This is a genomic window from Kineococcus sp. AC630 (assembly GCF_979255925.1).
Map to the genome: position 1 here is coordinate 1 of NZ_CEEDMJ010000042.1, position 21870 is coordinate 21870.

The 21870-nt window shown below is 74.5% G+C and carries 27 protein-coding genes; 16 read left to right on the forward strand and 11 right to left on the reverse strand.

The window, feature by feature from the left end; all coding sequences use genetic code 11:
• Window positions 1-42 precede the first annotated feature (42 nt).
• Genes AC0I8G_RS25110 through AC0I8G_RS25125 form a run of 4 tightly spaced genes read left to right on the forward strand, consistent with a single transcriptional unit; the run spans window position 43 to window position 3756 of the window.
• Window positions 43-657, forward strand: a complete 615-nt coding sequence (locus AC0I8G_RS25110) for a GNAT family N-acetyltransferase (protein WP_380257454.1) — start codon at window positions 43-45, stop codon at window positions 655-657.
• Window positions 654-1424, forward strand: coding sequence for an ABC transporter ATP-binding protein (locus AC0I8G_RS25115; protein WP_471732379.1), 771 nt, complete (start codon window positions 654-656; stop codon window positions 1422-1424). Before AC0I8G_RS25110 ends, AC0I8G_RS25115 begins: the two co-directional genes overlap by 4 nt.
• Window positions 1421-3013 carry a hypothetical protein gene (locus AC0I8G_RS25120; protein ID WP_471732380.1) on the forward strand — a complete coding sequence of 531 codons (1593 nt, stop codon included), beginning with the start codon at window positions 1421-1423 and terminating at the stop codon, window positions 3011-3013. The genes AC0I8G_RS25115 and AC0I8G_RS25120 overlap by 4 nt, the downstream gene beginning before the upstream one ends.
• Complete coding sequence (locus AC0I8G_RS25125; RefSeq protein ID WP_471732381.1) at window positions 3010-3756, forward strand: ABC transporter permease; 747 nt, start codon at window positions 3010-3012, stop codon at window positions 3754-3756. Before AC0I8G_RS25120 ends, AC0I8G_RS25125 begins: the two co-directional genes overlap by 4 nt.
• Window positions 3757-3838: 82 nt before the next feature.
• On the opposite strand, the gene AC0I8G_RS25130 is transcribed toward AC0I8G_RS25125, so the two are convergent.
• The 3 genes from AC0I8G_RS25130 to AC0I8G_RS25140 form a co-directional block, all read right to left on the reverse strand.
• Window positions 3839-4042, reverse strand: coding sequence for a cold-shock protein (locus AC0I8G_RS25130; protein ID WP_328294115.1), 204 nt, complete (start codon window positions 4040-4042; stop codon window positions 3839-3841).
• A 267-nt stretch (window positions 4043-4309) separates the two neighbouring features.
• Window positions 4310-5521 carry a glycoside hydrolase family 15 protein gene (locus AC0I8G_RS25135; protein ID WP_471732382.1) on the reverse strand — a complete coding sequence of 404 codons (1212 nt, stop codon included), beginning with the start codon at window positions 5519-5521 and terminating at the stop codon, window positions 4310-4312.
• A gap of 54 nt (window positions 5522-5575) precedes the next feature.
• Window positions 5576-6544 (reverse strand): FAD-dependent oxidoreductase, encoded by a 969-nt coding sequence (locus AC0I8G_RS25140; protein WP_471732383.1) that lies wholly within the window; start codon window positions 6542-6544, stop codon window positions 5576-5578.
• A 76-nt stretch (window positions 6545-6620) separates the two neighbouring features.
• Here AC0I8G_RS25140 and AC0I8G_RS25145 point away from each other — a divergent pair, with 76 nt between their 5' ends.
• Complete coding sequence (locus AC0I8G_RS25145) at window positions 6621-7193, forward strand: helix-turn-helix domain-containing protein (RefSeq protein WP_471732384.1); 573 nt, start codon at window positions 6621-6623, stop codon at window positions 7191-7193.
• Here the strand turns inward: AC0I8G_RS25145 and AC0I8G_RS25150 are convergent.
• Window positions 7180-7758, reverse strand: coding sequence for a GNAT family N-acetyltransferase (locus tag AC0I8G_RS25150; RefSeq protein WP_471732385.1), 579 nt, complete (start codon window positions 7756-7758; stop codon window positions 7180-7182). The two genes, AC0I8G_RS25145 and AC0I8G_RS25150, sit on opposite strands and share 14 nt — an antisense overlap.
• A gap of 108 nt (window positions 7759-7866) precedes the next feature.
• Here AC0I8G_RS25150 and AC0I8G_RS25155 point away from each other — a divergent pair, with 108 nt between their 5' ends.
• Entirely contained in the window at window positions 7867-8673 is an 807-nt protein-coding gene (locus AC0I8G_RS25155; protein ID WP_471732386.1) for a hypothetical protein, read from the forward strand.
• 5 nt (window positions 8674-8678) lie between these two features.
• On the opposite strand, the gene AC0I8G_RS25160 is transcribed toward AC0I8G_RS25155, so the two are convergent.
• From AC0I8G_RS25160 to AC0I8G_RS25180, 5 genes are all read right to left on the reverse strand, one after another.
• Window positions 8679-8837, reverse strand: coding sequence for a hypothetical protein (locus AC0I8G_RS25160; RefSeq protein ID WP_471732387.1), 159 nt, complete (start codon window positions 8835-8837; stop codon window positions 8679-8681).
• A 487-nt stretch (window positions 8838-9324) separates the two neighbouring features.
• A complete protein-coding gene (locus tag AC0I8G_RS25165; protein ID WP_471732388.1) occupies window positions 9325-10080 on the reverse strand; it encodes a GAF and ANTAR domain-containing protein in 756 nt (251 codons plus the stop codon).
• Window positions 10081-10144: 64 nt separating this feature from the next.
• Window positions 10145-10924 (reverse strand): GAF and ANTAR domain-containing protein, encoded by a 780-nt coding sequence (locus AC0I8G_RS25170; protein WP_471732389.1) that lies wholly within the window; start codon window positions 10922-10924, stop codon window positions 10145-10147.
• Window positions 10925-11093: 169 nt separating this feature from the next.
• Entirely contained in the window at window positions 11094-13052 is a 1959-nt protein-coding gene (locus AC0I8G_RS25175; protein WP_471732390.1) for a bifunctional copper resistance protein CopD/cytochrome c oxidase assembly protein, read from the reverse strand.
• A 54-nt stretch (window positions 13053-13106) separates the two neighbouring features.
• Window positions 13107-13694, reverse strand: a complete 588-nt coding sequence (locus AC0I8G_RS25180) for a hypothetical protein (RefSeq protein WP_471732391.1) — start codon at window positions 13692-13694, stop codon at window positions 13107-13109.
• An 18-nt stretch (window positions 13695-13712) separates the two neighbouring features.
• Between AC0I8G_RS25180 and AC0I8G_RS25185 the strand changes: the two genes are divergently transcribed.
• The 9 genes from AC0I8G_RS25185 to AC0I8G_RS25225 all read left to right on the forward strand — a co-directional run bounded on the left by AC0I8G_RS25185 (window position 13713) and on the right by AC0I8G_RS25225 (window position 18377).
• On the forward strand, window positions 13713-14150 hold the full coding sequence (locus AC0I8G_RS25185; RefSeq protein WP_471732392.1) for a protein-tyrosine phosphatase family protein: 438 nt from the start codon (window positions 13713-13715) through the stop codon (window positions 14148-14150).
• Window positions 14151-14289: 139 nt separating this feature from the next.
• Entirely contained in the window at window positions 14290-14457 is a 168-nt protein-coding gene (gene rpmG, locus AC0I8G_RS25190) for a 50S ribosomal protein L33 (RefSeq protein ID WP_328294125.1), read from the forward strand.
• Window positions 14458-14508: 51 nt separating this feature from the next.
• Window positions 14509-14631 carry a type B 50S ribosomal protein L36 gene (gene ykgO / locus AC0I8G_RS25195; RefSeq protein WP_471732393.1) on the forward strand — a complete coding sequence of 41 codons (123 nt, stop codon included), beginning with the start codon at window positions 14509-14511 and terminating at the stop codon, window positions 14629-14631.
• A 30-nt stretch (window positions 14632-14661) separates the two neighbouring features.
• Window positions 14662-15132: a GNAT family N-acetyltransferase gene (locus AC0I8G_RS25200; protein ID WP_471732394.1), complete on the forward strand. Its 471-nt coding sequence runs from the start codon at window positions 14662-14664 to the stop codon at window positions 15130-15132.
• Window positions 15133-15204: 72 nt separating this feature from the next.
• Window positions 15205-15714 (forward strand): hypothetical protein, encoded by a 510-nt coding sequence (locus AC0I8G_RS25205; RefSeq protein WP_471732395.1) that lies wholly within the window; start codon window positions 15205-15207, stop codon window positions 15712-15714.
• Window positions 15715-15796: 82 nt separating this feature from the next.
• A complete protein-coding gene (locus AC0I8G_RS25210) occupies window positions 15797-16267 on the forward strand; it encodes a rhodanese-like domain-containing protein (protein ID WP_471732396.1) in 471 nt (156 codons plus the stop codon).
• Between the two features lie 9 nt (window positions 16268-16276).
• On the forward strand, window positions 16277-17056 hold the full coding sequence (locus AC0I8G_RS25215; protein ID WP_471732397.1) for an SDR family NAD(P)-dependent oxidoreductase: 780 nt from the start codon (window positions 16277-16279) through the stop codon (window positions 17054-17056).
• Window positions 17053-17673 (forward strand): molybdopterin-dependent oxidoreductase, encoded by a 621-nt coding sequence (locus AC0I8G_RS25220; protein ID WP_471732398.1) that lies wholly within the window; start codon window positions 17053-17055, stop codon window positions 17671-17673. Before AC0I8G_RS25215 ends, AC0I8G_RS25220 begins: the two co-directional genes overlap by 4 nt.
• Window positions 17670-18377, forward strand: a complete 708-nt coding sequence (locus AC0I8G_RS25225) for an FAD-binding oxidoreductase (protein ID WP_471732399.1) — start codon at window positions 17670-17672, stop codon at window positions 18375-18377. The genes AC0I8G_RS25220 and AC0I8G_RS25225 overlap by 4 nt, the downstream gene beginning before the upstream one ends.
• A gap of 20 nt (window positions 18378-18397) precedes the next feature.
• Here AC0I8G_RS25225 and AC0I8G_RS25230 read toward each other — a convergent pair whose 3' ends face one another.
• Complete coding sequence (locus AC0I8G_RS25230) at window positions 18398-20053, reverse strand: PP2C family protein-serine/threonine phosphatase (protein ID WP_471732400.1); 1656 nt, start codon at window positions 20051-20053, stop codon at window positions 18398-18400.
• 109 nt (window positions 20054-20162) lie between these two features.
• Here AC0I8G_RS25230 and AC0I8G_RS25235 point away from each other — a divergent pair, with 109 nt between their 5' ends.
• A complete protein-coding gene (locus tag AC0I8G_RS25235) occupies window positions 20163-21125 on the forward strand; it encodes an ATP-binding protein (protein ID WP_471732401.1) in 963 nt (320 codons plus the stop codon).
• Window positions 21126-21141: 16 nt separating this feature from the next.
• On the opposite strand, the gene AC0I8G_RS25240 is transcribed toward AC0I8G_RS25235, so the two are convergent.
• Window positions 21142-21774: an FMN-dependent NADH-azoreductase gene (locus AC0I8G_RS25240; RefSeq protein WP_471732402.1), complete on the reverse strand. Its 633-nt coding sequence runs from the start codon at window positions 21772-21774 to the stop codon at window positions 21142-21144.
• Window positions 21775-21870: the final 96 nt, after the last annotated feature.

The window sequence follows — 21870 nt, forward strand, 5'->3', positions numbered from 1 at the left end:
GGTGGAGAACTCGGCGGCCGGGCGGGTGGCTAGGGTCGGGGGGTGAGCGAGTCCCCCACGACCCCGTCCGCCGAGTTCTCCACCCCCGTGACGCTGACCGGGTCACGCGTGGTGCTGGAACCGCTGAGCCACGAGCACGCGGACGGGCTGCGCGCCGTCGTCGCCGAGGGCGACCTGCACCGGACCTGGTACACCCACATCCCCGCGCCCGACGCCGTCGAGGCCGAGATCGACCGGCGGCTCGGGCTGCAGGCCCGGGGCGAGATGGCGCCGTGGGCCGTCCGCCGTCTCGACACCGGCGAGGTGTGCGGGGCCACGACGTTCATGGCCGTGCGGCCCGCGGCGCGCAAGCTCGAGATCGGGTCCACGTTCTACGCGAAGAGCGCGCAACGCACCGGCATCAACACCGAGACCAAGTTGCTGCTGCTCACCCGGGCCTTCGAGGAACTGCGCTGCATCGCCGTCGAGTTCCGCACGCACTGGCACAACCACCAGTCCCGCGCCGCGATCGCCCGGCTCGGCGCGAAGCAGGACGGTGTGCTGCGCAACAACGACATCTGGCACGACGGTTCCTACCGCGACACCGTGGTGTTCTCGATCCTCGACCAGGAGTGGCCGGCCGCCCGCACCGACCTGCGGTACCGGTTGCAGCGATGACCGCGCCGGAGCACGGGGCGCCGGCGCTCTCCCTGCGCGGGCTCACGAAGCGGTTCGGCGCCAAGGTGGCCGTCGCCGGGATCGACCTCGACGTGCCCGCGGGTTCCTTCTACGGGGTCGTCGGCCCCAACGGTGCCGGCAAGACGACGACGCTGTCGATGGCGACCGGGTTGCTGCGACCCGACGCCGGGCGGGCGTTCGTCCTCGGCCAGGACCTCTGGGCCGACCCCGTCGGCGGCAAACGCCTCCTCGGCGTCCTGCCCGACGGCGTCCGCTTGTTCGACCGCCTCACCGGCCTGGAACTCGTCCGCTACGCCGGGTTGCTGCGGGCCATGCCCCGCGACGTCGTCGAGTCGCGGGCGCGTGAACTCCTCGACGCGCTGGGGTTGTCCGAGGCGGGGAACACCCTCGTCGTCGACTACTCCGCCGGGATGACGAAGAAGGTCGCCCTGGCCTGCGCGCTCGTCCACGCCCCCCGCCTGCTCGTCCTCGACGAACCCTTCGAGGCGGTCGACCCCGTGAGCGGGTCGACGATCCGCTCGATCCTCTCCGCCTACGTCGGGGGCGGCGGGACCGTCGTGCTCTCCAGCCACGTCATGGACCTCGTCGAACGACTGTGCGACCACGTCGCCGTCATCGCCGCGGGCCAGGTCCTGGCCGCGGGGGAACTGTCCACCGTCCGCGGCGGAGGGACCCTCGAGGAACGTTTCGTCGGCCTCGTCGGCGGCGGGCGCGACGTGTCCGGGACCCTGGACTGGCTGCGGTGACCGCGCCGCCGCTGCGGACCCTCGTCGGTCTCAAGCTCCTGCTGCTGCGCAACGGGTTCCGCCGCAGCAGCTGGCAACTCGTGGCGTTCGTCCTCGGGGCGGTCTGGGCGCTCGTGCTCGTCCTGTCGCTGGGCGGGGGGCTGGTCGCGCTGCGGTTCAGCCCGATGGACCTCGCGGGGCCCGTCGTCGTGGGTGGCGGAACCCTGGCCGTCCTCGGGTGGGCGTTCCTGCCGCTGGTCGCGTTCGGCGTCGACGAGACCCTCGACCCCGGCCGGTTCGCGACCTTCGGGGTCCCGCGCCGCGCCCTCGTCCCCGGGTTGCTCCTCGGCGGACTCCTCGGGATCCCCGGGGTGGCGACGGCCCTGCTCGCGGTGGCCGTCGTCGTGTCCTTCTCCCGGTCCGTCCCCGCGGTCCCGTTCTGCCTGGTGGCCCTCGCCGTGGGCGTCCTCACCGCCGTCGCGGCCTCGCGCACCACGACGACCGTCGCCGCCGCCGTCCTGCGCGGGCGCCGCACCCGCGACGCGCTCGCGGTGCTCGGCGGGGTCCTCGCCGTCGGCATCGGACCGGGGTTCAACGTCGCCCTGCAACGCGCCGGCGACGTCGTGCAGCTGGGACGCGACATCGCGGGGGTCGCCGGCTGGACCCCACCCGGCTTCGCCTTCGCCGCCGCGGCCGACGCGGCCGACGGCCGCTGGGGCACGGCGCTGCTGCGGTTCCTGCTGGCCCTCCTCGTCCTCGCCGGGCTGCTCTGGGCCTGGACCGCCGCCCTCGGACCCGCCGGCACCGGGCCGACCGGTCGGGGCGACACCGGGGGCGCACGCGTCGACACCCGCACCCACCCCGTCCTGGACCGGCTGCCCGCCAGTCCCGCCGTCGCCGTCGCCGTGCGCTGCAGCCGCTACTGGCGCCGCGACCCCCGCTACCTGCTCAGCGCCGCGTCGCTGCTGGTGATCCCGCTCCTCGTCGTCGTGCTGCCCGCCTCCCAGGGCCGCGGCTTCGGTGCCTGGCTGCTCGCCGCCGGTCCCGCGCTCGCCTTCGTCATGGGCTGGTCGCTGCACAACGACGTCGCCTACGACCACTCCGCCTTCGCCCTGCACGTCGCCGCCGGGGTCCGCGGCCGCGACGACCGGGCCGGTCGCGTCCTCGCCGCGGCGCTGTGGCAGGTCCCGGTGGCCCTCGTCGTCGCCGTGGCCGGTGCGGTGCTCAGCGACCACGCCGACCTCGTGCCCGCCGTCCTCGGCGCGACCCTCGGGCTGCTCGGGGCCGGTCTCGGCGTCTCCAGCGTCGCGAGCGCCCTCGCCCCCTACCCCGCGCCGCCGCCCGGGGCGAACCCCTTCCAGCAACCCCGAGGCGCCGGGGCCGCCGCCGTGCTCGCCCAGCTCGCGACGTCCGGTCTCACCACCGCCCTCGCGCTGCCCGCGCTGGTCCCGGCCGTCCTCGCCATCGTCGGCCCGGCCTGGGCCGGCTGGATCGCGCTGCCCGTCGGGATCGTCCTCTGCGGGCTCTGGACGTGGCTGGGCATCACCCAGGGCGGGGCCGTGCTGGACCGCCGGGCCCCTGAGGTCCTGGCCCGCGTCGGCTCCACGTGATCGCCTGGGGTGAGGTCCTCCCCGTCGGGCTCGCCCTCGTCCTGCTCGCGGGCACCGCCGTCGGCGTCGGGCACCTCGGCGGCCTCCGGCAGGGGCGCGACGTCGTCGTGGTCGTGGCCCGCGCCGTCGTGCAGATCGTCCTCGTCGGACTCGTCCTCGGACTGGTCCTGCGGACCCCGTTCCTCGCCCCGCTCTACCTGGCGCTCGCCCTCGGCGTCGCGTCCTGGACGTCCGCGCGGCGGCTGGCCTTCGCCCGGGTCTGGCCCGTGACGGCGCTCGCGATCGGGTCCGGGGCGGTGGTCTCGGCGGCGGTCGTCGTGGGCACCGGGGCCCTGCAGTGGCACGTCCTGCAGGTCCTGCCCTTCTCGGCGCAGCTCATCGGCGGGGCCATGAGCGCGACGACGCTGGCGGGACGCCGGATGCTCGACGACGTCGACGCGGACTGGGCGAGCGTCGAGGGGTGGCTGGCGATCGGGGCCACCCCGGCGCAGGCCGTCGCGCCGCTGGGCCGGACGGCCGCGGCGCGGGCGCTCGCCCCCGCGCTGGACCAGACCCGGACGGTCGGACTGGTGACGCTGCCCGGGGCGTTCGTCGGGCTGCTGCTGGGCGGGGCCGGCCCGCTCGAGGCGGCCCGCGTGCAGTTGCTGGTGCTGGTGGGGCTGATCGCCGCGGAGACGATCGCCGTGGTGGTCGTCACGACCGGTCTGGGGCGCCGGCTGGAGTTCCGGCCGGAACGTTCGTGAGGCTGTTCACGAACCACCCCGGGAACGGCTCAGGGCCCTCCCGCGGCGTGCGCGGAAGGGCCCTGGACCGGTCGGACTTGGTTCAGAGAACCCGCACGTCCTCGGCCTGCGGACCCTTCTGGCCCTGCGTCACCTCGAACTCCACGCGGGCGTTCTCCTCCAGTGAGCGGTAGCCGTTGCCACCGATGGCGGAGTAGTGCACGAAGACGTCGGGGCCGCCGCCGTCCTGTTCGATGAAGCCGAAGCCCTTCTCAGCGTTGAACCACTTGACGGTGCCCTGGGCCATTTGTTCTCCAACACGTTCCAGTCGGTCAAGCCCCGCGACGACCGCGGGACTCGGGCTGAGGGGGAACGTCACGCCGGACCTGTGGTCCGGGCGACGCCCGCAGGCACTCCGCGGGCGTACGAAACGATCGAGGAGCTGCGGTGACCTGCAGCCGTGGGGAAGCTAACACGCAAGGTGCGAGTGTGCGCAAGACCTCCACGCCGCCCGATCGCGGCCGGTCGCGACCCGCGACCCCGCGCCGGCGCGGTCCTGGCCCCCTGCCGTGGGTCAGAGCGCGTCGACGGCCAGCACGACGGACGCCGCCGACCAGCCGAGCGGGGCGGGTCCGGCCGGTGAACCGTCGGCGAGGACCTTCTCGGGGATCGCCCCCCAGCCGGTCCGGTGCGAGTTCAACCAGTCGAGCCAGGCGCGAGCCTGCGCCGGCCGGCCGCTGCTCGCCGCGGCGTAGGCGACGAGGGCGGTCTCAGGCGTCCAGGAGATCCCGTCCTGCTTCCACCCCGACCCCGGGGCCAACCCTCCGGCCGGGCGCAGCGCCGCCCCCTGGTAGGCGTCGAACGCCGCCAGCACAGCACGTTCGGCCCGCGCCGCGAACGGCGGCAGCAGGAACGTCACCGCCGCGTCGACCCCGCCGGAGGGTTCGTCGGGTTCGGCGTAGCGGGCGAAGCCGGCCGGTGCGAAGTGCGCGCGGACGGCGGCGTCCAGCCGGTTCGCGCACCGGTCGACCGACAGGGCGCGGGTTCGTTCCCCGAGTCGGGAGTACACCGCCGCCGCGGCGTGCAGACCCGCCACCAGCGGGGCGGCCGTTCCGAGGGTGAGCAGGGTCTCGCGACGTTCCCAGTAGTCGGAGGAGGGGTCCGGCAACCGTTCCCCGTCGTCGGTCCGACCCAGGACGAACTCCGTCGCCGCGTCGAGGACGGGCCGCAACTCCTCCGCCCGCTCCCGCGCCGAACCGGGCGACGGGTCGGCGTCGAGGGCCTCGCGCAGGGCCCACAGCGTCCATCCCGCACCGTCGTCCTGGCGTCGTCGACCGTCGGGGGTTCCCTCCCCGTCCAGCAGGTAGCGGGCCTCGAACCCGCCGTCGTCCAGTTGCACGTCGGCGAGGAAGTGCAGGACGCGGGTCGCGTCGTCGGTGTGGCCCGTGCGGGCGAAGGCCACGGCCGCGAACGCCGAGTCCCGCGGCCACGCGTAGTTCCAGCTCCGGGCCGGCCCGGCCGCGACGGCCCCGCTGCCGGCGGTGAGGGCGCGCAGGTCCAGCAGACCCTGCCGCACCATCCCGGCGTAGGGCCCGTCGGCGCCCGGCACGACCCCCTCGGCCAGCCAGGCCGCGTCGGCCTCCGGGTCCGGGGTGTGCCAGGACGCCTCGGTCAGCAACCGGGGCGGGGGAGCGGCCTCGGTCCGTTCCGGCACGACCATCGACCCGACGCCGGCGGTGAGGACGAGCGTCGTCCCGCCCGCGGCCAGCAACCACCGTCGACGCACACCCACCCCCTCCGCCCGGACCCGGTCCTCCGACCGTAACGCGTCGGCGCTGCGTCAGGAGGTGGTTCGGAAGCGGGCGACCGCGGCGGCGGTCTCCTCGGCGATGAGCCCCGCGTTCACGGCGGCCCCCGCCATCAGCCCGGCCCCCGCGGCCGTGACGACCTGGGCCATCGGGTCGGTGACGTTGCCCGCCAGGTGCAGACCGGGGATCGACGTCGCGCCCCCCGGGCCGGAGGGGTAGTGCTCCCCGATCTCGACGTCGCCCACCACGACGGGTTCCCCGGCCAGGCCGAGGGCGTCGAGGATGGGGGAGTCGACCCGGACCGGGGCGGCGACCACGAGGACCCGGCGCGCCACGACCGTCCCGTCCGCGAGGCGGACCCCGGAGATCGCGTCGTCGGTGCTGACGACCTCGACGACCTCGCCCTCGACGATCCGCACCCCGCGGGCCAGGAGTTCCTCGCGACGCTCCGCGGGGAGCTCGGGGGCGGTGTGCTGGAAGAACACGACGTCGCTGCTCCACTGCCGGAACAACCACGCCCCGTGGCTGGAGAGGGGGTTGGTGGCGATGACCCCGAGGGCCTGGTCGGCGACCTCGAACCCGTGGCAGTAGGGGCAGTGCACCACGTCGCGACCCCACCGCTCCCGCAACCCCGGTACGGGTGGGAGCTCGTCGGTCAGACCCGACGCGACGACGAGCCGGGCGGCGTCGACGCCGCCCGCGGTGGTCTCCACCCGGAAGCGCCCGTCCCGCCTGCTCGCCCCGGTGGCGCGGGCCGCGAGGAACTCCCCGCCGTAGCGCCGGACCTCCTCCCGGCCCAGGCGTTGCAGTTCCAGGGGGCCGATCCCGTCCCGGGTCAGGAAGTTGTGCACGCCGTGGGCCGGGGCGTTGCGGGGTTCGCCGGCGTCGACGAGGAGGACGCGGCGGCGGGCGCGGCTGAGGGCGGTGGCGGCGCTCAGGCCGGCGGCCCCACCGCCGACCACGACGACGTCGTAGGAGTTCTGGGTCACGCTCTGGGTCATGGGCCCAGCGTCGGCTCGGGCCGGGGGGAACTCCAGCGGTGTTGCCGGAACGGCAACTCGCGTGTTCTCGTGGGGTGTGGACGTCCAGGAGCTCATCGACGGGGTCGGGCCCCGGTTGCGCCGGTTGCGCACCGACCGGGACGAGACCCTGGCGGCGGTGAGCGTGGCGACGGGGATCTCGGTCAGCACGTTGTCCCGGCTGGAGTCCGGGGGGCGCAAGGCCACGCTGGAACTCCTGCTGCCGTTGGCCGGCCACCACGACGTCACCCTCGACGAGCTCGTCCGGCCCGCCCGGAAGGCGAGCAGGAAGGCGGTCGTGCGGCAGGGGGTGACGTACCTGCCGCTGTCCACCGCGCCCGGCGGGTTGCGTGCCTACAAGGTCGTCCTCGACCCCGGGGCGGGCGAGGAGAGCGAGGACCAGGGGGTGCACGAGGGGTACGAGTGGGTCTACGTGATGTCCGGACGGTTGCGGATGCGGCTGGGCAGCGACGACTTCGAGATCACCTCGGGGGAGGCGGCGGAGTTCGACACCCGCCTGCCGCACCGCATCAGCAACCCCGGAACCCGCCCGACCGAGGTCCTCACCGTGTTCGGGGTGCAGGGCGAGCGCATGCACGTCCGGGCGAAGCCGAAGGTCAGGTCGCGGTGAGTTCGCGCAGCACGATGGGGCTCAGCGGCCGGTCGGCGTAGAGCAGGCGGACGGCGGCGCGGTCGGGGTTCCCCGCGTCCGGTCCGGTCCACACCAGGTCCAGCCCCGCACGCTCGGCGGCGGCCCGCGACTTCCCGTTGTGCTCCAGCAGGTAGGCCGTGACGGCCATGTCGGGTCGGACCCGGTGCGCCGCAGCGACGGCCGCGCGGATGATCTCCTGGGCGAAACCCCGGCCCCAGACGTCGCGGGCCAGTCGGTACCCGAGGTTCCAGGCCAACCCGAGCCGCAGGTCGCACCCGCCGGTGCCGACGAGACGGCCCCCGTCGTCACGGGCGACCCAGCTGCCCAACCCGATGACCTCCCAGCTCTGCTCGACGTGGTCGAGGAGTTCCGCGGTCGTGCCCGGGTGGGTGTGCCGGCGGCTGGGGAAGTGCTCCCACACGGCCGGGTCGGAGTACAACCGGAACACGTCCTCGACGTCGTCCGCGGTGGGCCGGCTCAGCGTCAACCGGTCGGTGCGCACCCGTTCCAGGTTCTCCGGGGTCTCGCGAGGGTCTGGGGTCACGTCGGACAGCGTCGCACGTGGCGCAGGGGGCGCAGGTGGGGACGCAACCGCCGGAAGCTCCTGCGCGTCCGAGAGGTTGTCCGGAACAGGACACAGGGAAGGAAGACCATGAACTCCGCAACGACCGCCCGAAACCCCGCGATCGTGGTGGTGGGCGGGGCGGCCCTCGCCCTCCTCGCCGCCTGCTCGACGGGGGGTGGCGCGGCCACCACCCCCACCACTCCCAGCAGCAGCAGCAGCACCGCGGCGGCGTCGCCGACCGTCACGGCCCCGACGTCCACGGCCCCGACGCCCATGACGATGACCCCGATGAGCCCCGAGACCCCGGTGGACGCACCCGCGGGTGCCGGGACGGCGACGACGGTCGACCTCGACGGTGACGGCGCCCCCGACACCCTCTGGTTGGCCCAGGTCGACGGGAAGCGTGAACTCGGGGTGGTGACGACCTCGCACGGCGCGACGTCGGTGGAGTTCACCAGCGCCGCACCGCAGTCCGCCACCGCCTCGGCCGCCGTGCTCGCCTCGGGCGCACCGGTGGTGTTCCTCGACACCGGGCGGTCGGTGCAGTTGTACGACTACCGCGTCGAGGGTTCCGCCCTCGTCCCGGTGAACGGGGTCACAGGTGGGCAGTACTCGTTCAGCCTCGGGTTCACCGACTACGGGACCGGGCTGACCTGCGAGCAGCAGGCCGACGGGTTGCACCTGTTCGGGGAGAACGCCACGTCGGGAACCGGTGGCACGTGGACGGTGGAACGCACCGAGGTCACCGTGAGCGCAGAGCACTCGGTCGCCGAGAACGGGGCGAAGAACACGGTCGCCACCGGTCTGGCGCAGGACGACCCGCGGGTCCAGGCCGCCCACGGCACCACCTGCGGCGACGTCCCGACCGCGCAGGTGGCGGCGGAGCCGACGTGACCGCTTCAGCCCTCGCGCGGGTTGTCGAGTTCGCGGGCCAGGAGTCGCCGGACCTCGGGGGGTTGCGGAACTCGCCCGAGCGGGGCCAGGTCGGCCGGGGTGAGGACGCCGTACAACAGGAGCGTCACGACGAGGTCCTCGGGCACGCTGTCGTCGCGGGACAACAGGAGAGCCTGGCGGCGCCTGCTCCGTGGAAGTTCCGACCACCACCGGTCGAGGTCCACTGGCGGTTCCACGGGTCGTCGCAGAGCACGTGGTGCACCCACGCCGCCCACCGTGCCGACGCCTTCGGCGGCGACGAGAGGCGGCGTGGGGTTCTCGGGGCCCGCAGCGCGAGGCCCGGGCCGTCGCAGTCGACGCGCGCCGGGGAAGCCGGGGAAGAGGAACGGGCGCAGCCACCACCACCACGGACGGAGCGGGAACCGCGTCCTTCGGATCATCCGCGCATCGCTGAACGACGCCCCGTCATCCGTGTCGGCCTTCACGGAAGACGGTTCCGCCGTGTGCCGGGTGGGGATTCGGTGCTGGACAAGGCGATCCCTCGGAAGACGTCGGCGACTCAGGCGCGCAACCGGGTCCGGGGTGGCGCAGGCACGTGACGTGCTGCTGTCGCGACCATAGTGCTCCGAGGTCGGGTGGACAAGGCCCCGGTCAGTGCGACCCGGGAGGGACCGGTTTCACGATCGGGAGGGCCGCGCCCCTGGCGTCCAGGTGCAGTTCACCCGCGACCACGGCTTCAGCCAACTGCGTCAGCGGGGTCCCGGTACGGCGGGCCCGGCGGCGCAACCGGACGAAGGCGTCCGCCACGCCGATGCCCGCCTGGGCGGCGAGGACGCCCTTGGCCTGTTCGATGACGATGCGGCTCTGCAGCGCGTTCTGCAGCTGCTCCGACAACAGCGTCTTCTCGCGCAGCGAGCGTTCGTTGATGAGCCCGATCGTGGCGACGTCGGCCATCGCCTGGCCGAGGGCGATGGCCGTGTCGTCCAGGGGTTCTTCGACGTCGGCGAAGAGGTTCAGCGCGCCGATGACCCGGCCCCGCAACCGCAGGGGAAGCGACGTGGCTCGCACGACCCCCGCCTCGGCGGCGGCCGCGGCGAACGCCGGCCAGCGTGCCCCCGCTGCGGCCAGGTCGAGGTTGACGATCGGGAGCCCGGTCGCGAACGTCTCCACGCAGGGCCCCCCGTCGGTCTCCAGCTCCAGCAGTTCGAGGTCGTGGGTGGAGAGCAACGTGCTGGCCACGACCTGCAGCTGCCCGCTCTCGTCGGCGAGCATCAGCCCCGAGGAACTGATGGCCAGCAGTTCCACGCAGCGGTCGGTGAGGACGTGCAGGAAGTCGACCACGTCGAAGTCGTCGACCAGGGTGTCCGCCAGTTCGACGAAGACCTCCGCGATGCGTTGCCCGGTCACGCCGTCGTCCTCCACAGGTCGTCCCCCCTGACTGCTCGTCCCAGTGTCCTCCCGTTTCCGGGAGTCATGTCGGTCTTCCGAAGTACAACCGTCCCGCGACCACGTCGTGCGCCACCTCGTCGACCGTGCGCTGGTCGGTCCACGCCCGGGCCCGGAGCAGCACCAGCGCCTCGACGATCCCGACCCCCGCGGTCACGCTCACCATGCCCGTCGCCTGGTGCACCACGGCCCGGTCGTGGGCCAGGGGCATCGTCCACGGGCCGAGCTGGGGGAACGCACCGACCGGCGCGTCCCCGTCCCGCGCGGCGAGTCCCGGAGGCCTCGCGATCGACTGCCGGGCCTGCAGGTGCAGCAGCACGGCGGTCGCCGTCGCGGTGAAGGCCAGTGCCTCGGCGACGTCGTCGTCCGCCAACGGCCCGGTGCGGTCGCGGTAGAGGTCGAGGGCCCCGATCCGGACGGCGCCCACCCGCAGTGGGAAGGCGAAGACGGCGCGGGCCCCCAGGGCGAGGGCCTCGGCGCTGAACACGGGCCACCGGGCGCCGCCCACCAGCGCGTCGGCACTGGCCAGTTCCGGTGCCATGACCGGGCGGCCGGTGCGGGAGGCCTCGACGCAGGGCCCTTCGCCCAGGGTGAACTGCAGGTCGTCCAGGGCCACGGCCAGACCGTCGGAGGCCGCCACCAGGCCGGCGGGATCGTCGGTCCCTGTCATGAGGGTCAGACCCACCCCGGTCACCGGCAGGGACCGCGAGCACAGGTCGACGAGCACGGACGGGAGGTCCGCGAGCCTCGCCCCGTCCCGCCCCAGCTCCAGGAGGATCGCGCGGACGCGGTCGGCGGCGTTCACGGGTGGGACGTGCGACGCCGCCTGCTCGTCATCGCTCTGGTCTCGACGATGTCGTCCACCCCCCGCCGTCGGTCTCGGTCTCGCGAGCCGTCGGCCGAAAGTGCCCGAGGAGGATCGTCGGTGACCATCTGACCACGCGGTGCCCCCGAGGCGACAGGTGCCCCTCCGTTCACTCGTCGTGACGGGCCAGCTCGGCCAGGCGGGCGTTGTACGCGGCGAGTTCGACGCCGCCGTCCCGGTCGCCCTTGCGGTCGGTGCGGCGCGCCTCCCGCTCGTCCGAACGCGCCCACGCGATGGCCAGCCCGACCGCGAGCACGGCCGTGGGGATGTCGCCCGCACCCCACGCGACCCCGCCGCCGGTGTGCTGGTCCGCCAGCAGGGCCGCGTCGTCGGTGTTCCCCAGCGCGTGCCACCAGGCCGGGGCGAGGACCTCCGAACCCGACATCAGGGCCACCCCGAAGAACGCGTGGAACGAGAGCGTGACGAGCAGGAGCACCAGTCGCAACGGGTACGGCGGGCGGTGCGGGCCCGGGTCGCGGCCGATGAGGACCCAGCAGAACAGGTACCCCGTCAGCAGGAAGTGCGCCGTCATCACCACGTGGCCGGTGTGGGTCAGCAGGGCCTGCTGGAACAACCCGGTGTAGTAGAACGCGTAGAGGCTCCCGGCGAACAGGACCCCGGCCACGACCGGGTTCCCCAGCAGGCGCAGCAGGGGGGACCTGGTGAGGACGAGGGCCCACTCCCGCAGACCGCGGGAACCGTCACGGCGCGGGGTCGCGGCCCGCAACGTCAAGGTCACCGGTGCCCCGAGGACGAGCAACGGCGGGACGACCATCGTCAGTCCCATGTGCTGGGCCATGTGCGCGGAGAAGGTGAGCTTCCCGTACAGCGCGGGCGCACCGCTGGTCAGGTACACGAGCAGCGCGCACCCCAGCACCCAGGAGATCGTGGACCCCACCGGCCAGCGGTCGCCGCGTCGGCGCAACCGCGCGACCCCCGCGAGGTAGAACCCCGCCAGGCAGGCCGCGACGAGGGCCCAGAACAGGCTCAGGTGCCACTCGGTGAACAACCGGACCGGGGAGAACGCCGGCGGGGCCGGGAAACCCAGCAGGGCCTCGAGCTGCGCGCCGGGACCGGTCGCGGTCTGCGGGACGGGCGGTGCGCTGCGGGACAGGGCCACCGACGCGCCGAACGTCACCGCCATCAGCACGACCTCCGTCGCCGCCAGCCGGGCGAAGGCGCGCGAGCCGTCGCCCAGGCGGGGCAGGACCCGGGCCCGCTGGCGCCACCCCGCGATCCCCAGCAGCACCAGGGCGACCGACTTCACGACGACGAGGAGTCCGTAGCGGGTCGCGATCGCGTCCCAGCTGCCGACCCGCAACCACGCGTTCACGACCCCGGAGGCGGCGACGACGACGAAGCACGCACCCGCCAGCGCGGAGAACCGTCCGGCGACCGTCCGCAGGTGCTCCCCGAGGCCGCGGTGCACCAGGAGCAGCGCGGCCAACCCGCCCGCCCAGACGCACACCCCGAGCAGGTGCAGCACGAGACCGTCGACGGCGAGGGAGTGGTCGTTGGTCCCCGACGCGTGGCCGGCGAGGCCGAGCGGCAGCAGGGCCGCGAGGGAGAGGGCGGTGAGGATCCCGACGGTGGTGAGGCTGCGGGCCAGCCAGCACCCGATCGCGAGGAGGACCACCGCGAGCGCCGAGACGGCCAGCGAGCGCCCGAGGTCGAGCTCGGTGAGGAAGAACCAGAACTGGGCGCCGAACCCGGGGCTGCCCAGGGGGATCCCGGCCACGTCGGCGTAGGTGAGCACCAGGGTCGCGACGGCCGCTGCGCACCACGTCGTCGCGGCGATCGCGGCGTGGCGCAGGGCCGTCGTGCGGACCGTCCGGGCCGGGCCGGTGACGTCCTTGCCGCCGGGCAGCGCGGTCGCGGTGAGGACGAGCAACCCGATCGTGAGGGCGGCCGCGAGGTCGTGCACGGTGCGGGCCAGGGGGAGGGCGTAGCGGACGAGCGGTCCGGGGTCGAGCAGGTCGGTCGCGGCGAGCGACCCGGTCAGGGTGAGGCCGCCGAGGACGGCGAGGAGGGCAGCGGGAACGGACAGGACGAGCAGTCTTCGGGGCACGGGGTCTCCGGTGGGGTGGTCGCGGCGCGGGCAGGCGCGGACTACCGGGAGTTCTCAGGTGGCCGCGCGTAGCCGTGCCGGAGGGCCCCGCCGGACGGGGACGGCGACGTCGACGATCCGGGGCCGCGTCGGCAGCGGTTCCGGGGGCCGCGGCAGCCGGGGGGCCACGGGGAGGTTCAGCCGGGCCACGACGGGCAGGACGGGGTTGAGCCGGTCCGCGAGCGCCCACAGGACCTGTTCGCCGCGGGCCAGCAGCAGGCCGGTGACCAGCGTCGCCAGGACGTGCGCGAGGAGCATCCCCGAGGTCGGGTCGTGGTGCACCGCAGTCGAACAGGTGTCGATGCTCTGGTGGTGCCCGGTGCCTGACGTCGAGCAGTGCGCGTCCGTGGCGAGCACCGCGAAACCCTGGTGCAGCAGGAACTGGCCGACGCCCAGGACGCCGAGGACGAGCGGGGTGGAGAGGCGTCGCCGGGTCAGCAGGACCGCCGCGCAGGCCGTCGGGACGGTGAGGGCGGACAACGCCCACAGCGACGGCAGCATCCCGCCCGCGGCGGCGTGCGCGCTCGCGGCGAGGACGACGGTGACCGCCGTCAGCGCGAGCGCACGGGCCGGCCGCCACGCGCCACGAGCCGGGGAGTCCACGGTGGCAGGGTAGGTGCTGTGGAGCGGTCGGGGACGTGGGACCCGGGCGCCGGGGGTGTCCTCGCGTTGCCCTCCGGTTCCCTGGTCCGCGGTCGGGGGGTGCGGCGCGGGCTGCCCGCCGGGGCGCTCCCCGAGTTCGGGGTCTACCTGCTCGGGCGTCCCCCGGTCCCTCTCCCGTGGACGTCGCGGTGGGTCCGCTGGCCCGACTTCCGGCTGCCCGCCGACCGCGACGACCTCCTCGCCGCGTTGCGCGAGGTGCTGCGCCGCGCGCCGTCGCAACGCGTCGAGCTCGCCTGCGCCGGGGGGCGGGGCCGGACGGGGACGGCGCTCGCGTGCCTCGCGGTGCTCGACGGGCTGCCCGCGGCGCAGGCCGTCGCGTGGGTGCGCGAGAACTACGACGCCAAGGCCGTCGAGACCCCCGCCCAACGCCGCCTCCCGGCGACCTTCGCCCCGTGATCCCGCTGGGAATCCCTGCAAGATCGCGGCTGCTTGTCGGGAATGATTGTCGGTAGTGGTGACGTTCCAGGGAGCGTGGGAAACCGCTGCGGCACCGAGTCCGCGGCGGTGCAGTCCGAGCACGAGGGGAGCGCCTCCGATGGCGAAGTCCGCCGACGTCCGTCCGGTGATCGAGCTGAGGTCGACCGCGGGGACCGGGTTCACCTACGTGACCCGCAAGAACCGCCGCAACGACCCCGACCGGATGGTCGTGCGCAAGTACGACCCCGTCCTGCGGGAGCACGTCGACTTCCGCGAGGAACGCTGACGGCCGGGGAAGACCCGAGGGTGTCGCAGTCGAATCGATGAGGAGTCGCTCGTGAAGGTCGTCAGGTCGCTCAGGTCGTTGAAGGAGAAGGACGGGTCCATCGTCGTGCGCCGGCACGGCCGGGTGTTCGTCCTCAACAAGCGGAACCCGCGCTGGAAGGCCCGCCAGGGCTGACGTCGGGTGAGCGTGCCCCACCATGTCCGCATGGGTGCTGGAGAGCTGCAGGTCCGCGCCGAGTCCCCGGGCGGACCGGTGGGGCACGCGGTGCGGACGGAGTTCTGGGCCGAGGCCGCGGCGGTCACAGGGCTCGCGCTGGGTAACGGCCCACCGGCGAGCGACCTCGTCGACCTCGTCGCGCCGTCCGGGGCGTTCGTCGTCGCCGTGCGCGACGGCGAACCCCTCGGCTGCGTCGGCGTGCGCGAACTGGCCGGCGGGGACGTCGAGGTGAAGCGGTTGTTCGTCGCCCCCGCTGCCCGCGGGCTGGGACTGGGACGCCGGCTCCTGGGCTGGTGCGAGGACTGGGCCCGCGAGCGCGGGGCGAGCCGGCTGGTGCTGGACACCCACGGTGCGCTGACGGCGGCGCGGGCGCTCTACCTCTCGGTCGGGTTCGTCGAGGTCGAGCGCTACAACGACAACCCGCACGCCCAGCACTGGTACGCCCTGACCCTCGCCTGACCCCCGTTCTTCAGGATCGCCCCGCGCCGGTCGACAGGTCCACCAGGACCGCACGACCCCGAGGAGCGCCCGTTGATCGACCACGCCGTCCTGACCGGCCCGGGCACCCGTCGCCACGTCCCCCGCCTCCTCGCCCTGGGGTCGATCGCCGTCGTCGCGGTCGGGTTGACCACGCAGGTGCTCCTGGCGGCCACGGACCGCGCGACGCCGGCCGCCCCGGAGGAACCGCGGACGGCCTTCGCCGTGCTCGACGCCCCGCAGGCGAGCCGCGACGTCGTGGCCTTCGAGGAGCTGCGGTACAGCGTCGACCCGGCGACGACCCGCTACCTCGGGGTGGGACCGCTCGGCACCTACTACCTCGGCGTGAGCCTCACCGGGGACGCGTGCCTGATCACCACCGCGGTGGTCGACGGCCACCTGGCCGCCGATGCGGGCTGCGCCTCGCTCACCTCCGACACGGAGGGCATCGTGCTCGAGGCCAGGGGCCCCGGACCCGAGGAGGTCGCGCTCGTGGCCGACGGGTACGACGTGCCCTCGGGGTGGCACGCCGTCAGCGAGAACTTCGTCGTCCGCGACGCCTGACCGGGGATCCCCCGGCCGCGAGCCCCCGACGCCGTGGATCGCCCCCTGTGCGCGGGGTCGAGGGCGACCTAGCGTCGCAGCCATGGACCTCACCACCGCAACCCTCACCACCGCGACCCTCGACCCCGCCCTCGCCGTCGCCGAACTCGAACGGCGCCTCGCGCTGGGCACCGACCCCTCCGACGTGCACGCCGCGCTGGAGGCCGGAACCACGGGTCTCGTCGTCGTCGACAGCCGCTCGGAGCAGGCCTGGGCCCAGGGGCACGTCCCCGGTGCGCTGCACCTGCCCACCGCGCTGATCGCCTCGCGGGCGGCGGACCTGGTCCCGACGGGAACGGTCGTCGTCACCTATTGCTGGGGGCCCGGCTGCAACGGTGCGACCCGGGCCGCGCTGGCGTTCGCGCGGCTCGGGTTCGCCGTCCGGGAGATGTGGGGCGGGATCGAGTACTGGACCCGCGAGGGCTTCGGGGTCGAGGTCGACGGGGTCGTCACCGCCGGCGCTCCCGACCCGCTCACCGCGCCGCTCGGGCGCGGTGCGGCCTGCGGGTGCTAGGAAGTCCTCGTGCGCATCGATCTCACGGGGAAGTCGGCGTTGGTCACCGGGTCGAGCCAGGGCATCGGCCTGGCGATCGCCACCGGGCTGGCCGGCTGCGGGGCCTCGGTCGTCCTCACCGGCCGCAGCGCCGAGCGCCTCGAGGCGGCCGCGGCCGGGATCGACGGCGAGGTCCGCTGGGTGGCCGGTGACATCACCACCGACGCGGGGCACGCCGCCCTCGTCGAGGCCGTCCCGGCGGTGGACGTCCTGGTCAACAACCTCGGCATCTTCGGCTCGGCCGACCCGCTGCAGATCGACGACGACGAGTGGCGGCGCTACTTCGAGACCAACGTCCTGACCGGTGTCCGCCTGACCCGGCACCACCTGCCCGGGATGATCGCGAACGGCTGGGGTCGTGTCCTGTACGTCTCGAGCGACTCCGCCGTCGCCGTCCCGGCCGAGATGATCCACTACGGGATGACGAAGACCGCTCTCCTCGCGGTCCACCGCGGTTTCGCCAAGGCCGCCGCGGGCACGGGGGTGACCGTGAACAGCGTCCTCGCCGGCCCCACCCACACCGGTGGCGTCGAGGACTTCGTCCGCGAGCTCGTCCCCGGGGACCTGCCGTGGGAGGAGGCGCAACGGCGGTTCATGACGGAGTTCCGGCCCCAGTCGCTGCTGCAACGGCTCATCGAACCCGAGGAGATCGCGAACATGGTCTGCTACCTGGCCTCACCGCTCGCCTCCGCCACGACGGGGGCGGCGCTCCGGGTCGACGGCGGCTACGTCGACGCGATCCTGCCGTGAACCCCGACGACGGGTTCGAGGTTCCCCGCGTCACCCGGGGTTTCACCAGCCACCCCCGCGAACGCGCGGAACTCCTGCCGCCCGGCCAGTACCGGACCGACGACTTCCCGGTCCTCTCGGCCGGGCCGACACCGCGCCTCGACCCCGAGGACTGGCGGTTCACCCTGACCGAGGAGTCCGGCAGTTCCCACCACTGGGACTGGAACGGGCTGCGCCGGCTGCCGCGCGAGACGGTCCGGACCGACCTGCACTGCGTCACCCGGTGGTCGAAGTTCGGCACGGACTGGACGGGGTACTCCCTCGACGCGTTCTTCGCCGACGTCACCACGTCCGCGCGGTTCGCGTTCGTGACCAGCTACGGCGGGTACACCACGAACCTGCCCGTCGCCGACCTGCTCGGGGGGCGCGCCTGGATCGTCACCGGGTACGGCGGGAAACCCCTGGAACCCGTCCACGGCGGCCCGGCGCGACTCCTCGTCCCGCACCTGTACCTGTGGAAGTCCGCGAAGTGGGTCCGCTCGATCACGTTGTCCGACACCGAGGACCTGGGTTTCTGGGAACGCGTCGGCTACCACGCCTACGGCGACCCCTGGCGCGAGCAGCGGTACTCGCTGTGAGCGGCTGGCGTCCCGCGCGGGTCCTCACGGTCCGTCCGGAGAGCGCGAGCGCGCGGACCCTCGTGCTGCAGGTCCCGTCCTGGCCGGGCCACCTCGCCGGTCAGCACCTCGACGTGCGGCTCACGGCGCCGGACGGGTACCAGGCGGTCCGGTCGTACTCGATCGCGTCGGCGGCTCGGCGCCCCGGGCCGGCCGAGGTCGAGATCGGCGTGGAACTGGCGGTCGACGGGGAGGTCTCCTCGTTCCTCACCGGCGAGGTGCGCGCCGGTGACGTCCTCGAGGTCACCGGACCGCTGGGGGGCTGGTTCGTCTGGCGTCCCGACGACCCCGCCCCGGTGCAGCTCATCGGCGGGGGTTCCGGTGTCGTCCCGCTGGTCTCGGTCGTGCGCACGCACGCCGGGGTCCCCGACGCCCCGGAACTCCGGATGCTGGCCTCGGTGCGTTCACCGGCCGCCGCGATGTACGCCGCGGAACTCGCCGCGTTCGACGTCGTCTGGACCCGGGAGGCCCCGCCCGGTTCGACGCGCCCGCCGGGGCGCCTCGACGCGGAACTCCTGGCCGCCACCACCGTCCCCGCCGCGTCGTCGCCGACGTGCCTGGTGTGCGGGCCGACACCGTTCGTCGAACACGTCGCGGAACTGCTCGTGGAACTCGGCCACGACGAGGCGCGGATCCGCACCGAACGGTTCGGCTCCGCCCGCTGAACGGTGGCGGACGCGCCGGGTCACCCCCCGGGGGTCCCGCCCGCGGCCGCGACGGGCAGGACGGGTGCCGGGAGCGCGGCGGGCCCCGGCCCCCCGACGACCTCGCGCAGGACGTGGACGAGGGTGTGGTCGTCGCGCCGGCCCGGGTTCCGGGCGTGGCGCAGGGCGGCCGCGGCCACCGCGTCGATGAGCCGGGCCGGGTCCTGGCGCGGGGTCCGCCCGATCGCCGCCAGCAGGCCGTCCAGACCGAACTCCACGCCGTCGGGCGAGCGGCTCTCCAGGACCCCGTCGGTGAAGGTCAGGAGGCTGTCGCCCGTCCCGAACGGGTGCTCCACCTCCTCCCACACCTCCCCGGCGACGATCGAGGACAGCAGGGGTCCGGTGGGGAGCAGTTCCTCGAAGCGCACCCCGGTGCCCGCCTCGTCCCCGGCGGGGAGCAGCAGCGCCGGGGGGTGCCCGGCGTTGGCGTGGACCAGGGTGCCGGTCCCGGTGTCGACGACGCACACGAAGACCGTGGCGAACAGCTCCGCCGGGACGTCGCGCAGCTCGGCGCAGACCGCGGTCAGCGCCGCGCCCGGGTGGGCGTGGGTGCGCAGTGCGGTGGCCAGGGAGTGCTTGAGGCGCAGCGCGAAGACGGCGCTGTAGGGGCCGTGGCCCGCGACGTCACCGACGACGACGCCCAGGCGCCCCGTCGCGACCTGGACGGTGTCGTACCAGTCGCCGGCCAGGACGCCCTCGGCCGCGTCGAGGCGGGCCGTGATCCGCACGCCCTCCACCCGGCCGGGGGAGGGCAGCAGCGCCTGCCGCACGGCCCGCACCGCGCGGTCCTCCTGGTCGAGGGCGCCGAGGGCCTGCCGGGTCCGGTCCAGGTCGGCGAGGAGGCGGTCGCGCATGGCGGCCACGTCACCGGCCAGCTCCCGCACCTCCGACGCGCCCTCCGCCCGCAGCTGCGCCGACAGGTCTCCGTCGGCGACCCGGCGGGTGGCCTCCGCCAGGCGCCGCAGGGGCTGCGTCACCTGGCGCACCGTGACGAGGGAGCCCAGGCCCAGCAGCAGGGTGAGCGCCGCCAGCCCGCCCGCGGTGCTCACGACCAGGCGCGTCTGCAGCCGGTGGGTCTCGCGCTGGCTCGCCTCCTGGAGCCCCTCCAGCTGGGCGTCCAGCGTCTCCCCCGCGCTGCGGACGTCGTCGAACAGGGTCTTGCCGAGCATGGTCGTGCCGATGCTGCTGGGGCCGGTGCGTTCGCCCCTCCCCACCGCCGCGATCTGCTCCCGGGCGTAGGCGTCCCACTCGGCGTGGGCCTGCTCCAGGACCTCCAGCTGCGCCGCGTCACCGCCGACCGCCCGCAGACCCTCGCGCAGCTCGCGCCGCACCCCGGGCAGCTGTCGCTGGGCCAGCTCGTAGGGGGCGAGGAGCTCCTCCTCGCCGGTGAGGAGGTAGCCGCGCAGGCCGGTCTCCTGCTCGACGTACTGCCGCTGCAGGTCGGAGGTCGCCTGCCGGGCCCGCGTCTCCCGGGTGAGCTGCTGCTGCGCGGTGCCGAGCTGCTGGGCGGTGACGACGACGAGGCCGCCCCCCAGGACGAGGACGAGGAGGGCCAGCAGGCTCGCCGCGCTGAGGCGTCGCGTCAGGGAGACCCGGCCCGCGCTCTCGCGCGCGGACCACCACGGTGCGACCCCCATGCCAGCACTGAAGCACAGGATCGTCCCGGGAGGGTGACCGTTGTGGTCACTGCTCGATCTGTTGTGCTGACACAGGGTAGTTTTCGCAGGGATGGGAGGGAGGAGAGCGGTGGACGAGGACGCACGGGTCGAGCTCCCGGCGGAGGCCGGCAGCGCCGGCCGGGCCCGCCGGCACCTCCGGCACACCCTCACCGGCCCGTCCGCCGCCGGCGTCCCCGAGGCCGTCGCCGCCGACGCCGAGGTGTGCCTCAGCGAACTGGTGACCAACGCGCTGCTGCACGCGGGCACGGGCGTCTCCGTCCGTGTCCGGCTCACCCCCTCCGTCCTGCGCCTGGAGGTCGGCGACGGGTCGCCCGTCGTTCCGCAGTGGGTGCCCCGCAGCCTCACCGCCTCCACCGGCCGCGGGCTCCCGCTCATCACCGCGCTCAGCACCGCGCGCGGCGGCGAGGTCCACCCCGACGGCCGGGGGAAGACGGTCTGGTGCGAGCTGCTCCTCACCGGCGTCGACCACGGCGAGGTGGGGCTGGAGGTCGACCTCGCCCTGCAGAGCGAGATCGACGCCCTGCTCGCGGCGGACTGGGAGTCGTTGCCCGACGCCGACCCCGACCCCGTCCTCAGCGCCTCGGGCGGCATCCGGCTGCTGCGCTACCCGCTGGGCCGCGGGGTGCGCCTGCGCGAGCACCGCGAGGCGGTGCTGCGCGAGCTGCGGCTGCTCAGCCTCACCCGCGCCATCACCGACCCCGGCACCGCCGCCCGCGCCGCCGCGGTCGGCGACCAGCTCGCCGAGCAGTACGCGGGGCACCTGCGTCCGGCGCAGGCCCGGGTCCTGCAGGCCCTGGCCGCGGGCGAGGACAGCGCCGACCTCGACCACCCCCGTCTGCCCGACCACCCGGGGGTCCTCGAACGCTGGCGGCGCAACGAGCAGGAGCTCGACCGCCTCATCGCCGCCACCGGCGTCGCGGTGCTGGCGGCCCCGGCGGAGCTGCGGGAACTGGCGGACTGGATGCTGGTGGAGTTCGAGCGCCAGGTCACCGGCGGGGAACCCCGGCCCTGGCCCGGCCCCCTCGACTGACGCCCCGCCGCCGGCTCTACAGCGTCCGCGCCAGCTCCTGCGCCGCGGCCGTCGCGGCCTCGAGCTCGGCGACGCTGCGGTCCTTGAGCCCGGCGAGGTCGGGCAGCCGGTCGGCCAGCGTCGCGCTGGTCTGGACGACGTGCACGTTCATCCCCAGGGAGTTGCCGAGGATGATCTGCAGGACGGGGACGCCGTGGTCCCAGTCCTCGGTGGGGCTGCCCGCGTCGTAGGTTCCGCCGCGGCTGCTGACGACGACGGCGTGGCGACCGGCGAGCGGCTGCGAGCCCTCGCCGGCCAGGGCGCCGGGGACGTGCATGTGGTCCAGCCACACCTTCAACGTCGAGGGCACCGTGTAGTTGTAGAGCGGTGCCCCGACGACCACGACGTCCGCGGCGAGGATCTCGGCCTGCAGCGTCGCGGTGAGCGCGTCCTGCTCGGCGGGGACGTCGGCGCCGGGGAGGCGGTCCGCGGCCGGCCAGTGCTGCTCGTTGGTCGCGAAGTGCGGCAGTTGGTCGCGGTGCAGGTCACGGTGGGTGACGGTGTACTCGGCGCCCCGTGCCGTCCACGCGTCGGCGAACGCCGCCGTGATGGCCCGCGATCGCGACGTCGCGAGGTCGGCGGAGGAGTCGAGGTGCAACAGGTGCGGCATGGACGCGAGGCTACTCAGCGCCACCCCACGACCCCCGCCCGCCCCGACCGCGATCCCGCTGGGTCTCCCGGCGGGATCACGGGCCGGGGTACGACG

Coding starts and splice junctions, on each gene's coding strand:
- AC0I8G_RS25115 (WP_471732379.1), top strand. CDS start 654: ATGACCGCGCCGGAGCACGGGGCGCCGGCGCTCTCCCTGCGCGGGCTC.
- AC0I8G_RS25140 (WP_471732383.1), bottom strand. CDS start 6,544: ATGACCCAGAGCGTGACCCAGAACTCCTACGACGTCGTCGTGGTCGGC.
- AC0I8G_RS25240 (WP_471732402.1), bottom strand. CDS start 21,774: ATGCCGCACCTGTTGCACCTCGACTCCTCCGCCGACCTCGCGACGTCG.
- AC0I8G_RS25130 (WP_328294115.1), bottom strand. CDS start 4,042: ATGGCCCAGGGCACCGTCAAGTGGTTCAACGCTGAGAAGGGCTTCGGC.
- AC0I8G_RS25230 (WP_471732400.1), bottom strand. CDS start 20,053: ATGGGGGTCGCACCGTGGTGGTCCGCGCGCGAGAGCGCGGGCCGGGTC.
- rpmG (WP_328294125.1), top strand. CDS start 14,290: ATGGCGAAGTCCGCCGACGTCCGTCCGGTGATCGAGCTGAGGTCGACC.
- AC0I8G_RS25210 (WP_471732396.1), top strand. CDS start 15,797: ATGGACCTCACCACCGCAACCCTCACCACCGCGACCCTCGACCCCGCC.
- AC0I8G_RS25200 (WP_471732394.1), top strand. CDS start 14,662: ATGGGTGCTGGAGAGCTGCAGGTCCGCGCCGAGTCCCCGGGCGGACCG.
- AC0I8G_RS25155 (WP_471732386.1), top strand. CDS start 7,867: ATGAACTCCGCAACGACCGCCCGAAACCCCGCGATCGTGGTGGTGGGC.